This is a genomic window from Streptococcus fryi (assembly GCF_053206505.1).
Genome location: NZ_JBRUGW010000021.1, coordinates 1 through 15,211, shown reverse-complemented (window position 1 = coordinate 15,211; position 15,211 = coordinate 1). Strand labels below are relative to the sequence as shown.

The window sequence follows — 15,211 nt, the reverse complement described above, 5'->3', positions numbered from 1 at the left end:
AATTTGTTTCACCATTCTAAAAAGGCGGTTGAGTAAAATGAAAGACACAGGCACTACACTATTACTCACCACCTATTAACATTCCCTATGTAGAATGATCAACCTATTTAAATTATCTAGCTATTTCAATTTATCTTTCTCATAAGTATGAACAAGTTCTAATCCTTCAAAAGCCTGTTGTCTCAACGCCTCATACACAATCATACAAACTGTATTTGACACATTTAAACTACGAACGTGTTCGTCATTCATAGGAATACGAATAGCCTTGTCAGCATTCTCACGCATAAAATCTTCAGGTAAACCTGTATCTTCACGACCAAAGATAAAAAAATGCTCCCTACCATCATTGTAAGACCCATCAGCATATGTACTTTCTGCAAATTTAGTCACCAAATGAACCTCACCATGACACTGAGACAAGAAATCCTCTAAACTATCATAAAAAGAAATATCCAATTTGTCCCAATAGTCAAGACCCGCACGCTTCATTTTTTTATCGTCTATTGGAAATCCCATAGGTTTGATAATATGTAGCGGACTATTAGTCGCTGCACATGTTCTAGCAATATTACCCGTGTTAGCGGGAATCTGTGGCTGAAACAAAACAATGTGGTTCCTACCCCTAATTAGCCTTTTAGGCTGTTTGATCATTTGTTCTATACTCATCCTTGCACCTCTCTCTTACTATTTTACCACTTATGCTCAACTGATGACAATAAAAAAACCACGCCACCCGGAGTCAAGCTCAGCAGATAACATGGTTAATGGCGGCTCATTAACTTAAATCATAACAGGTGTGATTTAAACCAACGAACACATGTTATTAGTATATCACTTTGATAAAAGATGTCAATACATATTGCTTGAAAATAACTCATTTTTCCAAAAATATATTTCAACGACAATTTTAAAATGAACTTAGACACTAAAGTTAAAAAACACCTCCATGACTGTCTTTCCAGGCACTACAGAACACAAAAAAACTCATTAAGGTAAACACAGCATCCCAAACGATATCCTTCTAATGACTAGCCAATTTCTGAAAAAAAGAGTATCATAGTAGGTATATTTGGAGGTAAAAAATGAGAATTATCGTTGTCGGTGGAGGTAAGGTCGGTTCTGCCCTCTGCCGCTCACTTGTCGAAGAAAACCATGATGTCATCTTAATTGAAGAAAAAGAAACTGTCATGAAACAGGCTATCAAACGTCATGACATTGTTGGTATCATAGGTAACGGTGCAAATTTCAAAGTATTGGAACAAGCTGATGTGGCGACCTGTGATATTTTTGTTGCACTAACTGAAAAAGATGAAGTAAATATGATTTCAGCGGTTCTTGCTAAAAAAATGGGAGCTAAAGAAACGATAGTCCGTGTCCGAAACCCTGAATACTCAAACCCTTACTTTAGAGAAAAAAACTTTCTTGGTTTTTCAATGGTTGTCAATCCCGAAATGCTAACTGCCAGACACATTGCCAATACAGTTGATTTTCCAAATTCCTTATCTGTGGAGCATTTTGCAAATGGTCGTGTCATGTTGATGGAATTTAAGATTACTCAAGGTAACAAGCTAAGTCATATGTCGCTTAGTCAATTCCGTAAAAAATTTAACAATCTCGTTATTTGTGCTATTGAACGTCAACAAGACATTATTATACCAAAAGGTGATGCTATCATCGAAGTCGGAGATCGTATTTTTGTGACTGGCCAACGCTCTGATATGGGACGTTTTCATAATTTTATGAAACCAACTGTCGTTAATAATCTCCTACTCATTGGTGCAGGTAAAGTCGCCTACTATCTCCTGAACATCTTACAGCACACTAAAGTGAAAGTGAAAGTCATTGAGATCAAGCAGGATCGTGCAGAATGGTTTAGCCAAGAATTCCCTCACCTTCACGTTGTCAATGGAGATGGCACTGCCAAAGATATCCTATTAGAAGAAAGCGCAGGAAGTTACGACGCTGTTGCGACATTGACTGGAGTCGATGAAGAAAACATCATTACATCAATGTTCTTACATCAACTAGGGGTTCAAAAAAATATTACCAAGGTTAACCGTACTAGTTTGTTAAAAATCATTGATAAGTTAGGTCATGAATCATCAAGTATTGTTACTCCAAAAAGTATTGCGGTCGATGCCATCATGCACTTTATTCGTGGACGTAAGAATGCACAAGATTCTAACCTAGATGCTCTACACCATGTCGCCAATGGCCGCATTGAAACCTTACAATTTGAAATCAAAGACCCTAACAAATTAGCTAATCAACGCCTATCCCAATTAAATTTCAAAAACGATGTGCTAATCGCTGCTATTATTAGAAATGGTGCAGCCTTATTCCCAAATGGAGATGATATGCTACAAGTTGGCGATAAGATTATTGTGACTACCTTGAACAAAAATGTTCACCAGATTAGTGATTTATTGAAGAGGTAAACGATGAATAGAAGTATGGTACATTACCTCCTCTCAAAATTACTTCTCATTGAAGCAGGACTATTACTGGTCCCGATGATTGTAGCAATTATCTACCAAGAAGATCCTAAGGTATTTATCGCTATAGTAGCCACTATGGCTATCCTTATTACATTAGGTAGCCTTGGATTTTTCATACGCCCCAAAAACTACCATATCTATACCAAGGAAGGCTTATTAATTGTAGCTCTTGTTTGGATACTTTGGTCCTTCTTCGGTGCTTTGCCTTTTGTCTTTTCTGGGCAAATCCCTAAAATCATTGATGCCTTTTTTGAAGTTAGTTCAGGGTTCACAACTACCGGAGCAACCATTTTACCTGATGTTTCTGTTCTATCTCCCTCACTCATGTTCTGGCGAAGTTTTACCCATCTCATAGGTGGTATGGGGGTGTTAGTATTTGCTCTAGCCATTATGGATAATAGTAAAAATGGCCACCTAGAAGTTATGCGAGCTGAAGTACCTGGTCCAGTGTTTGGTAAACTTGTTGCAAGGCTTAAAGATACTGCCCAACTCCTCTATATTATCTACCTCGCTCTATTTGCCTTATTTACACTACTCCTCTGGTTAGCTGGACTTCCTGTATATGATAGCTTAATCATTGGTATGGGAACTGCTGGTACTGGTGGATTTACCGTTTATAATGAAGGTATCGCTGCTTATAACAGTTCTCTCGTCACCAATATGGTCTCCATAGGCATGTTGGTGTTTGGAATTAACTTTAACCTCTACTTTCTCATCTTATTACGTAAGGTTAAAGCTTTCTTTGGCGATGAGGAGTTACGTGCTTATTTGACCATTGTGACAGTATCAACTGTGCTCATCTTCCTAAATGTAGGAGGACTTTATCCAAATAACTGGATTGCTTTGGAAAATAGTTTATTTCAAGTATCAGCTACTATTACAACCACAGGTTTTAGTTATTTAGATTTAACCACTTGGCCACTCTTCTCACAGGTTATCCTTCTGTTTTTGATGTTCATCGGTGGTTCAGCAGGTTCTACTGCTGGTGGCTTCAAGGTCCTACGTGGCTTAATTATCGCCAAAATTGGTCGTAACCAAGCCCTGTCTACCCTCTATCCAAACAGGATTAACTCCCTACATATTAATCAGACTGTCTTAGACAAATCAACACAGCATAGCATTTTAAAATATTTGGCAACCTATCTGATGTTATTTATGACTCTAACATTCATTTTAACTCTGGATCATAATAATTTCATGGTGGTTTTCTCTGCTGCTGCATCTGCATTTAACAATATAGGGCCTATGCTTGGGACGTCGGAAACCTTTGATATCTTTAGCCCTTTTTCTAAATTAATACTCGCATTTGCTATGATAGCTGGCCGCTTAGAGATCTATCCGATGTTACTGTTATTCACACCTAAAACTTGGTCTAAACTATAAACTATAAATGCTCTTGACGATTTTGCTACCATCCTGCCAACCCAATAAACCTCCTGTGCTGAATATCAACAAGCAACTGATACTTATCTAAAGTAGGTTAATCAATCTCTTATAAAAAAATTAACCCAACGTCTCATATTGAGAGTATGGGTTAATTTTTTTAGTTTATATTTTTATACTCATCAAATATCAAACTCTGAAAACGACCAATTTCTATGAACAATAGTGGCTCTATAAGACTGTAGTGGGTAACTCCACCATAGAGATTATAGGGCCTTTTGAGTATCAACAAAGTCCCATATGTCCTATAATGAAAAGCGACAAAACTATCATTAGAAAGGCTCATATGGAATAAAAAGCGAGGATTTTATCACAAACCTACTCGGAATAAAAGACCCTAATATCACTCTCTTGGAGATTGTGGACACTAGGACCCACAAGGAAATCATCGCTAAACTGGACTATCCCGCCCCAAAATGTCACCATTGTCAAGGTCAAATGGCTAAATACGGCTTCCAGAAAGCATCCAAAATACCTTATCTAGAATGTGCCGGATACAAGACACTCATTCGATTGAGAAAGCGCCGATTTCGCTGCCATGACTGCAGAAAAATAGCTGCCGCTGAGACTTCTCTAGTCAAGAAAAATCACCAGATTTCTGTTATCAACTCATTGAGAAGATTATCGCTATTCTTGACGATCAAACTAAGACAGCTATTCGGAATCACTCTCCACGCTATCATAGAACTGTCAGAAACCGTGTCAAAGTTATTAAACAAAATACCTTTGGATTCCAAAAGATGACAACTTTAAAAGAAGGATTTTGATTGTTTTGAACATCAAAAAGGAGAGAACCAATGTGATTCTCTCTAGATGTTAGCTTTTCATTTACCCACTACAGTTGACAATGAGCCTATAATCCTATGACAAAGAGAGTTTAGAGAAATAAACAATCGTAGTCAAAATAGTTATTTCATGATACTTTATGGCAGATACATCTGCAAAAAAATCTCTATCTCCAAAAATCATCAAATAAAGTAATTGGCAAATGACGTTTGTGCTCTGTTTTACGCCACCAGTTTTCAATAATTGTTTGTCCTTCTGAAGAAACCACTTTACCTTCAAGATAGTCATCAATTTCTTGATAAGTAACTCCCAAAGCAGATTCGTCCGCTAGTCCTGGTCTTTCTTCTTCTAAGTCAGCAATTGGGACTTTTTGATAGAGTGCCTCTTCTGCTCCCAAAGCTTTTAACATTTGACGACCTTGACGTTTATTCAATCTAAATAGTGGCAACACATCAGCAGCACCATCACCAAATTTAGTAAAGAAGCCTGTAACATTTTCAGCAGCATGATCAGTGCCAATAACTGCACCTTGCCTATCACCTGCAATAGCATATTGCACAATCATACGTTGACGGGCTTTAATATTACCTTTATTAAAATCTGTCACTTCTTGACCTGCTAATGATAAAGCTTGGACAGTAGCCTGAACAGCTTCCTTGATATTAACTGTGAGGACCTCATCTGCTTTGATAAACGATAAAGATCTTTGAGCATCGTCTTCATCAGCTTGAACGCCATAGGGCAGTCTCACAGCAATAAAACGATAGCTATCGTCACCTGTCTCTTCACGTAATTCCTCAACAGCTAATTGAGCCAAACGACCTGCTAAAGTTGAGTCTTGACCTCCTGAAATACCTAGGACATAGGTTTTTAAAAAGGGATGTTTTCTCAAATAATCCTTTAAAAAAGTCACCGATTTACGAATTTCTTGTTCAGGATCAATAACTGGTAAAACCCCCAACTGCTTAATAATAGTCTCTTGCAATGTCATTTAAATCTCCTTAAATCTCATCCTGTCTAGCATAGGCTTCCTTACGTACACGGTCAATAAGATCCATTTTATTTTGCCAAACATCTTTGGCAAGATCAACCGGATACAATTGTGGGTTTAAGATGCGTTTATACTCATCCCACAGAGCATCTTTTTTACTCTTAGCATATGCTTGAATTTCTGATAAACTTGGTAAATCATAGACCAATTGACCATCTACATAGATATCAATAAGAAGTGGGACAGCATTGAAGTTGCGAACAGTTTTATTGATATAGGTATAGGTCGGATGGAACATGTAAATTTCATCTAAAGCATTCACATCAACATCTGTGTATGTGATATAATCACCTTCTGATTTACCTTGAGCCAAACTAGTAATACGCCAAACTTGTTTTTTACCCGGTGTTGAAACTTTCTCGGCATTATTAGACAATTTAATCGTATCACGCATCTTGCCGTTATCATCCTCGATGGACACAATTTTATAAACAGCTCCGAGTGCAGGTTGATCAAAAGCCGTAATCAACTTTGTGCCAACGCCCCAGACATCAATTTTTGCTTTTTGCATTTTTAAGTTAAGAATGGTGTTTTCATCTAAGTCATTTGAAGCATAAATCTTAGCATCTGGAAAACCAGCTTCATCTAATTGCTGACGAACTTTTTTAGAGAGATAGGCCATATCACCAGAGTCAATCCTCACACCTTTGAAATGAATCTTATCGCCAAATTCTTTGGCTACTTTGATAGCAGCGGGGACGCCAAGTCGTAAAGTATCATAAGTATCGACTAAAAAAACACAATCTTTATGGCTAGAAGCATATGCTTTAAAGGCATCGTAGTCATTGCCGTAGGCTTGAACAAAAGAATGGGCATGCGTCCCTAAAACAGGAATACCAAAGATTTTACCTCCACGCACATTACTTGTTGCATCAGCCCCACCAATAACAGCAGCTCTTGTGCCCCAAATCGCCGCATCAAGTTCCTGGGCACGTCTTGTCCCAAACTCAAGTAGCGGCTCATCTTCAATCACAGACTTAATACGAGCAGCCTTAGTTGCAATAAGCGTCTGAAAATTAATGATATTTAGCAAGGCCGTCTCTATCAACTGACATTGCGCCAAGGGGCCTTCTACTTGGACAATTGGCTCATTTGCATAGACCAAATCACCTTCACGTGCTGATTTGATACTCAAGGTCAACTTGAAGTCACGTAAATAACTTAAATAGTCCTCACTATAACCTAAATCTTTAAGGTAATCTAGATCAGTCTCGGAAAACTTCAAATTTTCAAGATATTTAACCATGCGCTCCAAACCAGCAAAGACAGCATAACCATTGCTAAAAGGATTTTTTCTGAAAAAAACTTCAAAAACCGCTTTTTTGTTGTGAATGCCTTGGTCAAAATAAGCCTTCATCATGTTTATTTGATAAAGGTCAGTATGTAGCGTCAAACTATCATCAGCATATAACATTTAATTGCTCCTTTTAAGGAAAGTAGTGTGACTTTCCAAATCATGTCACTGGATATCCAGTACTCTTACACTTTAATTATAGCATAAAAGAAAATAATCACAAAGTTTTCAAACTGATCATGCAAAAGTACTTTTGTTTCATCCTAATTGATTGATAATCAGTTGTGTCATCTCTTCTAAGCTCATCTGCTCAGTAATAAAAACTTCATTTTCCCATTCTAAATAGTCTTTATCTCTCCACCACCGCTTCATGTCTTCTGGCGTAAAATCATGCCTTTTATCACGTGTTTGATGACGCCTAACCGTCTCTTCAAAGCTAATATCATAGTAAAATGCTAGTGTCTTATGATCAAATAAGGTTCTTAGTCTCTCTAACATATCACCATATTTATCTTTTTCATAAAACCCTTCTAAGATGACAATCAAATCATTCTCATAACCAAAACGTGCCATCTGCTCCACTAAAGAAATGGTCAATGTCCCTGATTGGCCAAATTCACTTAGACACTGTCTGCGAATTAAATCTTGTGAAACCACTAAGCAAGCATTTTTATAATAAGTTTGTAAAGCTTGTGCTAAACTACTTTTACCCGAACCCGAATTACCTCTAATAATAACCAATTGACTCATCTGTCCTCCTTTTTTGATTGATGAGATGATACTGACCAATCTTAGCTAATTCTTGATAAAGTAAATCTTGATGTTCAGGATTAACTATAACGCTATCTTTTGATACTTCTTTCTCATCCCGATATGGAGAGACAAAAAAGACAACATTCTCCAAAAAATGTTCTTCAAACGTTTGTAATGCACGTCTCGCATGATAATTTTTACAAATCAAAATAGCTGTTTGAACGTCCAAAGATAAGGAACGGCATAATTTGGCACTATTGCTGGCATTCTCGAAAGTATCTCTAGCTTCACGTTCAAGTAGTAATTGCTCCTGTGATATACCTATTGACAAAGCGTAGTTGGCTAAGTAGTCAGCCTCCGTCTGAGACCCCAATTTGCGATTAATGCTACCTGATATCAATACTTTGTCGGCAAAGCCTTGTTGTATCAATGATTTGGCACGATCAATTGCCTTTGTCTGAGAAGTCCCAGGCACTATAAGCAAATCAACAGGCTTTAACGCATCCTCAATCATAATAAAATCAATAATATCCTGTAAAGAACGTTTAATCACTCACTCCTCCTAAAAAAACTAGAAATCATCCTCATAGGACCTTTTCTAGTTTTAATGTTAATCTTAATAGTTGTCAACAATATAATGATAGACTCCTTGACCAGCAATGGCACCATCACCGACCGCTGTCGTGATTTGGCGTAAATCTTTGTGACGAATATCACCTACAGCGAAAACACCTGGTACACTTGTCTGCATCTTATTGTCAGTGATAATCCAACCATCATCATTAGTGACACCTAAATCTACCACCATATCAGATACTGGATCCAGACCAACGTAGATAAAGATACCACCAAACTCATGCTTGCTAAGTTCGCCTGTTTTAACATTCTCAACAATCACACCTGAAACTTTGACATCTCCACCAACAATCTCTTTAACCACTGAATCCCAAATGAAGTCAATCTTGTCATTAGCAAAAGCTCTATCCTGAAGAACTTTCTGAGCCCTTAATTGATCGCGACGATGAACAATAGTTACCTTATTGGCAAATCGTGTTAAGAAAAGAGCCTCTTCAACAGCTGAATCGCCTCCACCAACAACAAATAAATCTTGTCCTCTAAAGAAGGCACCGTCACAGACAGCACAATAAGAAACACCGCGGCTCGAATACGTATCTTCACCTGGAACTCCTAAACGGCGATGCTTTGCACCTGTCGCAATAACTACCGTCTTAGTTTGATAGGTTTCATCTGATGTTTTTACAAGCTTGTAATCACCCTTGTCCTCCACGGAGGTTACAATACCATACAGATGTTCAACACCCATTTTTTGCACAGGTTCATACATTTTCATGGATAACTCAGGACCAGAAATTAATTCGTATCCTGGATAATTTTCGATTTCTAGCGTATTATTCATCTGCCCACCAAGCAAACCTTGTTCAATAATCGCCACCTTTAGATTACTCCTAGCAGCATAAAGTGCTGTTGTTAAACCTGCTGGTCCACCACCAATAACAATTGTATCGTACATGAAATATCTCCGTTTCTAAATTAGCTCACAGGCCTCATATTAAGCCTTGAGCATCACTAAAATAGCCATAAAAGCAAATGATAAAATAGGAATACTAATAAAGGCCAGTACCAAGGCATCAAAAAGAATCGCTCGTTTTTCAGACCTTGTCACATCCTTTTTTGACAATTTACGATAAAGAACCCAACAACCCAAACTTAAACTGGTCAAAAGGGTCGCCCCCAGTAAGCCTTGTAAATAAAGACTAAAAATCTTGACAAGCATTTCCTTTTCTCCATCCCTTTTAATAATAATGCCATTATACCAAATAAAGTAAGTAATAGCCATTGAATAGACCACACTTATGTCTAAAGCAAAAAGAGACTGGGACAAACTGTCCTTGCCTCTCTTATTTTTTTAGTTATTAACAAAACAGTTCAGTTAATTAAGACCATAGACCAAACTTAACAAAATAGAATCTCCGCAACTAAATCAAAACTAATCTAATCTCACCGATTCTATGTCTTTATGTTAGTAGAACTATTTTAAGCCGTTTTGACAACGCTTAAAATGGTCACTTGATAACTTCCTGCAGGCGAGACAATCGTTGCACTATCTCCAACTTTCTTACCAATCAATGCCTGTGCAATAGGACTTTCATTTGAAATTTTGCCTGAGAAAATATCAGCACCAGCTGCACCAACAATATGATATGTATCCTTATCTGTTGTACCAACTTCTTGAACAACAACGGTTTTTCCAATAGCTACTTCATCCTTAGCAACAGCATCACTATCAATAATTTCAGCATAGCGAAGCTTAGTCTCTAGCATTGAAATCTGACCTTCTACAAATGCCTGTTCGTCCTTAGCTGCATCATACTCACTATTTTCTGATAAATCACCATAAGAACGCGCAATTTTGATACGTTCAACAACTTCTGGTCGACGGACTAACTTCAACTCTTCTAATTCTTTTTCAAGCAGCTCTTTCTCTGCCAATGTCATAGGATAGGTTCTTTCTGCCATTTTTCCTTCTCTTTTCTTAATTATTTATTTTTCATTTTCATAACACATACAAAGGAGCTAGGATTAACCTAGACTCCTGTATGTTTATTCTGACTAACTCAGACTATTGGTTTTTAGATAATTGACTATTGATATACTTCTCAACGTTTGCTGAATGCTCATCGTAATTCTCGGCATAATACACAGCACCTGTTGTGACATCTGCGACAAAGTAAAGGTAGTTACTTTGTTGTGGGTCAATAGTCGCCTTAATCGCTGATAAACTTGGGCTATCAACAGGGCCAGGCATCAATCCTGGATTGACGTAAATATTAAATGGTGAGGCGATTCCAGTATCAATAGTTGCATCTTCTAACAGGGTCGTTGCTTGGCCTAATTTGCCCATGGCATATAGAATGGCAATGTTACTTTGAAGCGGCATACCTTGATTTAAACGGTTATAAAAGACACCTGCAATCAATTTGCGATCATCATCAGTAGCACCTTCTTTTTCAACAAGAGAGGCTAAAGATAGAACCTGATTAACAGTCATACCATTATTAGCAATTGATGAATAATAAGGTGACAGATTAACATCCATAGCCGCCAACATCTGCTCAACAATATTTTCTAACGTGGTTTCTTCGTAATAACTGTAAGTTGCAGGGAAAAGGTATCCTTCCAACTGATATCTGACTTCTGAAGCTGATGGTAAGCTACCAAGTAAACCTGGGAATTTCTCAACCATCTTCGCGATAAAGGCCTCGTCTTGAACGATAGACATAAATTCTTTTTCTGTAAAAGGCGTTTTATCTTTTTTATCAGCAGTGTTTGCATTCAAAGTAACCGCCTTGGCAATCTGTTCCAAAGTATAACCCTCAGGAATCAATACCTTACCAAGAGCAGGACGTTCAGGTTCTGGTGTCCCACCTTCTTGTAATTTAGCGGCAATATCATCAAGAGACATACTCTTTTGGAAATTATAGAAGCCACTTTGGAAATTGGTATAATTTTTAAACTTCACATAGTAGTTGAATACCTGACCACTTTTAATAACACCAGATTCTTCCAAGATCTTACCAATCAATTTATTACCAGAGCCAGACGGAATTTCAACTTGAATATATTCTGTTGATTTGGCATCTAAGGGCTTGATACTGCTATCTACATAACGGTAAACAAAGAAACCAGTCAGCAAAATCAAAATTGTCAAGATTGACAGTAAAATCATTGAGATTTTACGAGCGACCTTATCTGTTCTAGTACGTTTTTGTCTCTTACTGAGATAATCATCTTGTTCTTCAGAAACAACAAATGCCTCACCCAGTTCATCATTTGAAGAATCTTGGTAAACCAATTCTTCTTCTGAGTCATCTGAAGTGTTATCAGCAATTGGGAGCTCTGTCATTTTATCATAATCAACAGCATTCTCTGCATCATCAAATAACTTATTAAAACCAGCCATCACACGAGTAATACTCAAATCCTTATCACGAGGTTTTAACTCTTCTTCTAATTGATCAAAATCAACTTCCTGCTCCAACTGTTCGCCTTTAAGCGATTGTCTAACCTCCTCATCAGTTAGTGGAGACATTGGTATAGTAGCTTCCAAATCAAGATTGGATACATCTGAATCAGTATTATCCTCTAATGGAGGTGTCATAAAGACAACCTTATCCTGAGTAGGATGCACTTCTTCATAATTGTGATCTGCTGTCTGTTCAAATTCTTTAATGTCTAAGGTTTGCTCTGGTGACTCAAGTGTCTCAATGGTGTCAACATCTGAGCTAACTATTTCACTGTTAGAGTCTTCCTGGTCACTTTCTGTCATGAGCGCTTCTTCTCTCAAACGGCGAAGACGATGAGCCTCTTCCAACTCTGCTAAAATCTGTTCTTTAAAGCTTCTGATAGCTTGACCGTCTTTTTCATTATTATCCTTAAAATGATCAGTCATTCTAACCTCCTCATCTTTATCAAACGCCATTATATCCTAATTATGCCTCAAAAGCAACCAAAGCGGTGTAAATGTTACCTATTCTTAATAAAAAAGGGTATTGAAGGTTATTATGGCCGCCAAACCATTCTAAACCATACTTTGCCACCATGTTGAGAATCCTCTGGACCTTCATCTTTAAAACCATTCATTTGATAATATGGGATGAGATAATCCTCACAGGTCAATACAAGACCTTCTCGTCCTTGAACTATTGATAAATCTTTCATCGCTGCTATTAAAGCAGTACCTACACCTTGTCCCTTAACCTCTGATGAAACAGATAAACTCGTAATAGCAATATAACCACCGCTTTCTACATTCTGAGAGACCTTATGGAATAAACTATCCTTCAAAGCAGCTTCTGGAACAACAGGTCCTTCTATATACCCTACCAACTGACCATCGTATTCAGCTACTAAAAAAGTATCTGTCATGATTTGCAAACGTTCCTCAAAAGCTTCCCTAGTGATTGCTACGCCTTCACCAAAATTAGCCAACTCTATCCGATAAACATCATCCAAATCTGTTAATTGTCCATGACGTATAAGCATCTTAACCTCCAAATCCTTAATTATCCTTATGTTGGCAAAAGAAATCAAAGAGGACAAGACAATAGTCCGTCCTTTGATTCAGTCATTGCTTTATTGATTATTAAGTGTCAAATCTGATAGCAACCTTTCAAATGATAATTCATATGATTGGATATCACCTGCTCCCATAAAGACATAGACAGCATCCTTATGTTCCAATAATGGCGAAACATTATCAACGCTTACGACCTGACTTGGCTTACTAATACGAGCAGCCAAATCTTCTACCTTAACTTCACCTTTATCCACTTCGCGAGCCGAACCGTAGATTTGTGCTAAATAAACGCTATCTGCTTGATTTAAGGCTAAAGCAAACTCATCTAATAAGGCAATCGTGCGTGTAAACGTATGAGGTTGGAAAATCGCTACAATTTCTTTACTTGGGTATTTTTGACGAGCAGCATCTAAGGTAGCTATAATCTCCGTAGGATGATGCGCAAAATCATCAATAATCACAGTCTCATTAATAATTTTTTCCGTAAAACGTCGCTTAACACCTGAGAAAGTCTTCATATGCTCTCTCACCAAATCCATATCAAAACCAGCAATATAAAGATTAGCAATGACTGCTGTCGCATTTAAAACATTGTGCTTACCAAAAGCTGGCAAGTGAAAGGCACCTAATTCAACATCCTTATATCTTACTCTAAAATCTGATCCATTAGTAGAGCGAATCAAATCGTAAGCCATAAAATCATCGTCTTCTTTGAAGCCATAGTAATAGATTGGAGCATCTGATGTTAATTGACGTAAATAGGTATCACCACCAAATGCAAAAATACCTTTCTGAACTTGCTTAGCATAATCATTAAAGGCATTAAAAACATCATCAACACTAGTGAAATAATCTGGATGATCAAAGTCAATATTGGTGATGATAGAATAGGCAGGATGATACGGCATAAAGTGGCGTTCGTATTCATCTGATTCAAAGACAAAATACTCACTATTTTCAGAACCGCGCCCAGTACCATCTCCAATCAAAAAACTAGTATCTGTGATATTACGCAAAACGTGTGCCAACAAACCTGTTGTTGAGGTTTTACCATGAGCTCCTGCAACACCTAAACTCGTAAACTGTTGCATGAATTCACCTAAGAAGTCATGGTATCTCTTGAATGAGTAACCTTTTTCAATAGCATAAGCTACTTCCACATTATTATCTGGTCTAAAAGCATTACCAGCAATGAGCTCACGATCCTCAGTGATATTACTTTCATCAAATGGCAAGATGGTTATACCTGCTTGCTCTAATCCAAATTGCGTGAAATAGTAGGTATCAACATCACTTCCCTGAACATCATGTCCCATCTGATGTAGCATTAAGGCAAGAGCACTCATCCCCGACCCTTTAATTCCAATAAAATGATATTTTTTTGACATAGTTTCTCCCATAAGCATTGATAAATGCTCAAAATGCTATTTTAATCTTCAAAACGTGTTAAGTTTAACTCTTGAGCCACACGTCGCTCTCTCTGTGACTGGTATTCTTGTTTATTATAAATTTGACTTTTTTTCAAAAAATCATAGCTATTCTTTTTAACTTGCTTATTCGTAGCATTGTTAGGTTGATTGTAAACTTTTGGTAATTCCGCTAAAATATACAAGTCTTGCTCTAACACCTTACTTGCTTGACTTAACGCATTACTCACTGGTTTTGCAGAAGGCTTAAGTCTCGCCTTGCTCTTCAAACTTGTTGATAGAGGTTCTTTGTCAACAAAAACCTGACGCTTTTGTTTGATATCTTTTCTAGCCTCTTCTCTAGCCTTTGAAGTTTCTCTCAGTTGAGGAATAGGCTTTGATGATCTAGCATATGAAGAAGCTTGCTTCATTACCGATTTTACTACAGCAGGCTGAAGTGTCTCCTGATAAACCTTTTCGCTATAGTTCCCACGAATATGGGTAATTAAATCTTCATTTTCATATAACTGCATCTGACGATTCGGAACAATAACCGGTTCATCATCAGCAACAAGGGGAAATGGACGTCTTTTATTTTCCATAGACTCATCCTTTCTAAATCATGTAGAACGCCATATTCATAACTATTTTATAAAACAGAACATAAGCTGCTTATAGACTGTTTACATGATTCTATAACACTCCTATTATAAACTAAAATGCTCAACTTTTCAAAATTAATGAAGTAAAACCACGACAAACGCATGAGAATGTCTTTTCCCCATTTTTCTCCCACAAACACTTTTTGACTTACAATAGTCGTTTTAAATACTGGTCAAAGGACAGACCAAGGACATATTTCTTACGGCGCATGCTCAT

Annotated in this window: 14 protein-coding genes and 1 pseudogene; 3 read left to right on the top strand and 12 right to left on the bottom strand. The window is 37.4% G+C overall.

Translation table 11 applies throughout. The annotated features are described in order from the left end of the window. Positions 1–120: 120 nt before the first annotated feature. Positions 121–669 carry a tRNA (cytidine(34)-2'-O)-methyltransferase gene (locus tag ACVRZH_RS06650; protein ID WP_447454519.1) on the bottom strand — a complete coding sequence of 183 codons (549 nt, stop codon included), beginning with the start codon at positions 667–669 and terminating at the stop codon, positions 121–123. A 416-nt stretch (positions 670–1,085) separates the two neighbouring features. On the opposite strand from ACVRZH_RS06650, the gene trkA reads away from it, so the two are divergent. The 3 genes and pseudogenes from trkA to ACVRZH_RS06635 all read left to right on the top strand — a co-directional run. Continuing rightward, positions 1,086–2,441: a Trk system potassium transporter TrkA gene (gene trkA, locus ACVRZH_RS06645; protein WP_447454518.1), complete on the top strand. Its 1,356-nt coding sequence runs from the start codon at positions 1,086–1,088 to the stop codon at positions 2,439–2,441. Between the two features lie 3 nt (positions 2,442–2,444). After that, positions 2,445–3,884, top strand: coding sequence for a TrkH family potassium uptake protein (locus tag ACVRZH_RS06640; RefSeq protein ID WP_447454517.1), 1,440 nt, complete (start codon positions 2,445–2,447; stop codon positions 3,882–3,884). A 351-nt stretch (positions 3,885–4,235) separates the two neighbouring features. Next, positions 4,236–4,541: pseudogene (locus ACVRZH_RS06635) on the top strand (transposase family protein); the annotation flags it as partial. A 355-nt stretch (positions 4,542–4,896) separates the two neighbouring features. On the opposite strand, the gene nadE reads toward ACVRZH_RS06635, so the two are convergent. From nadE to zapJ, 11 genes are all read right to left on the bottom strand, one after another. Then, on the bottom strand, positions 4,897–5,721 hold the full coding sequence (nadE, locus tag ACVRZH_RS06630; protein WP_447454516.1) for an NAD(+) synthase: 825 nt from the start codon (positions 5,719–5,721) through the stop codon (positions 4,897–4,899). A 10-nt stretch (positions 5,722–5,731) separates the two neighbouring features. Then, positions 5,732–7,195 (bottom strand): nicotinate phosphoribosyltransferase, encoded by a 1,464-nt coding sequence (locus ACVRZH_RS06625; protein WP_447454515.1) that lies wholly within the window; start codon positions 7,193–7,195, stop codon positions 5,732–5,734. Between the two features lie 138 nt (positions 7,196–7,333). Continuing rightward, a complete protein-coding gene (locus ACVRZH_RS06620; RefSeq protein ID WP_447454514.1) occupies positions 7,334–7,825 on the bottom strand; it encodes a kinase in 492 nt (163 codons plus the stop codon). Further along, positions 7,803–8,381, bottom strand: coding sequence for a YdcF family protein (locus ACVRZH_RS06615; RefSeq protein WP_447454513.1), 579 nt, complete (start codon positions 8,379–8,381; stop codon positions 7,803–7,805). The genes ACVRZH_RS06620 and ACVRZH_RS06615 overlap by 23 nt, the downstream gene beginning before the upstream one ends. A 63-nt stretch (positions 8,382–8,444) precedes the next feature. Continuing rightward, a complete protein-coding gene (trxB, locus tag ACVRZH_RS06610; protein ID WP_447454512.1) occupies positions 8,445–9,359 on the bottom strand; it encodes a thioredoxin-disulfide reductase in 915 nt (304 codons plus the stop codon). 39 nt (positions 9,360–9,398) lie between these two features. Continuing rightward, positions 9,399–9,623: a DUF4059 family protein gene (locus ACVRZH_RS06605; RefSeq protein WP_447454511.1), complete on the bottom strand. Its 225-nt coding sequence runs from the start codon at positions 9,621–9,623 to the stop codon at positions 9,399–9,401. Between the two features lie 260 nt (positions 9,624–9,883). Further along, positions 9,884–10,366 (bottom strand): transcription elongation factor GreA, encoded by a 483-nt coding sequence (greA, locus tag ACVRZH_RS06600; RefSeq protein ID WP_447454510.1) that lies wholly within the window; start codon positions 10,364–10,366, stop codon positions 9,884–9,886. 103 nt (positions 10,367–10,469) lie between these two features. Further along, positions 10,470–12,299: an endolytic transglycosylase MltG gene (mltG, locus tag ACVRZH_RS06595; protein WP_447454509.1), complete on the bottom strand. Its 1,830-nt coding sequence runs from the start codon at positions 12,297–12,299 to the stop codon at positions 10,470–10,472. 110 nt (positions 12,300–12,409) lie between these two features. Next, complete coding sequence (locus tag ACVRZH_RS06590; protein WP_447454508.1) at positions 12,410–12,892, bottom strand: GNAT family N-acetyltransferase; 483 nt, start codon at positions 12,890–12,892, stop codon at positions 12,410–12,412. 90 nt (positions 12,893–12,982) lie between these two features. Next, the gene (gene murC / locus ACVRZH_RS06585) at positions 12,983–14,314 is read right to left on the bottom strand and encodes a UDP-N-acetylmuramate--L-alanine ligase (protein ID WP_447454507.1); all 1,332 of its coding nucleotides are present in this window, start codon (positions 14,312–14,314) and stop codon (positions 12,983–12,985) included. A gap of 41 nt (positions 14,315–14,355) precedes the next feature. Next, positions 14,356–14,934, bottom strand: a complete 579-nt coding sequence (gene zapJ, locus ACVRZH_RS06580; RefSeq protein WP_447454506.1) for a divisome accessory protein ZapJ — start codon at positions 14,932–14,934, stop codon at positions 14,356–14,358. Positions 14,935–15,211: the final 277 nt, after the last annotated feature.

Excerpts from the sequence above, each read along its gene's own strand:
- ACVRZH_RS06650 (WP_447454519.1), bottom strand. The coding sequence starts at position 669 with ATGAGTATAGAACAAATGATCAAACAGCCTAAAAGGCTAATTAGGGGT.
- trkA (WP_447454518.1), top strand. The coding sequence starts at position 1,086 with ATGAGAATTATCGTTGTCGGTGGAGGTAAGGTCGGTTCTGCCCTCTGC.
- ACVRZH_RS06640 (WP_447454517.1), top strand. The coding sequence starts at position 2,445 with ATGAATAGAAGTATGGTACATTACCTCCTCTCAAAATTACTTCTCATT.
- nadE (WP_447454516.1), bottom strand. The coding sequence starts at position 5,721 with ATGACATTGCAAGAGACTATTATTAAGCAGTTGGGGGTTTTACCAGTT.
- ACVRZH_RS06625 (WP_447454515.1), bottom strand. The coding sequence starts at position 7,195 with ATGTTATATGCTGATGATAGTTTGACGCTACATACTGACCTTTATCAA.
- ACVRZH_RS06620 (WP_447454514.1), bottom strand. The coding sequence starts at position 7,825 with ATGAGTCAATTGGTTATTATTAGAGGTAATTCGGGTTCGGGTAAAAGT.
- trxB (WP_447454512.1), bottom strand. The coding sequence starts at position 9,359 with ATGTACGATACAATTGTTATTGGTGGTGGACCAGCAGGTTTAACAACA.
- ACVRZH_RS06605 (WP_447454511.1), bottom strand. The coding sequence starts at position 9,623 with ATGCTTGTCAAGATTTTTAGTCTTTATTTACAAGGCTTACTGGGGGCG.
- greA (WP_447454510.1), bottom strand. The coding sequence starts at position 10,366 with ATGGCAGAAAGAACCTATCCTATGACATTGGCAGAGAAAGAGCTGCTT.
- mltG (WP_447454509.1), bottom strand. The coding sequence starts at position 12,299 with ATGACTGATCATTTTAAGGATAATAATGAAAAAGACGGTCAAGCTATC.
- ACVRZH_RS06590 (WP_447454508.1), bottom strand. The coding sequence starts at position 12,892 with ATGCTTATACGTCATGGACAATTAACAGATTTGGATGATGTTTATCGG.
- murC (WP_447454507.1), bottom strand. The coding sequence starts at position 14,314 with ATGTCAAAAAAATATCATTTTATTGGAATTAAAGGGTCGGGGATGAGT.
- zapJ (WP_447454506.1), bottom strand. The coding sequence starts at position 14,934 with ATGGAAAATAAAAGACGTCCATTTCCCCTTGTTGCTGATGATGAACCG.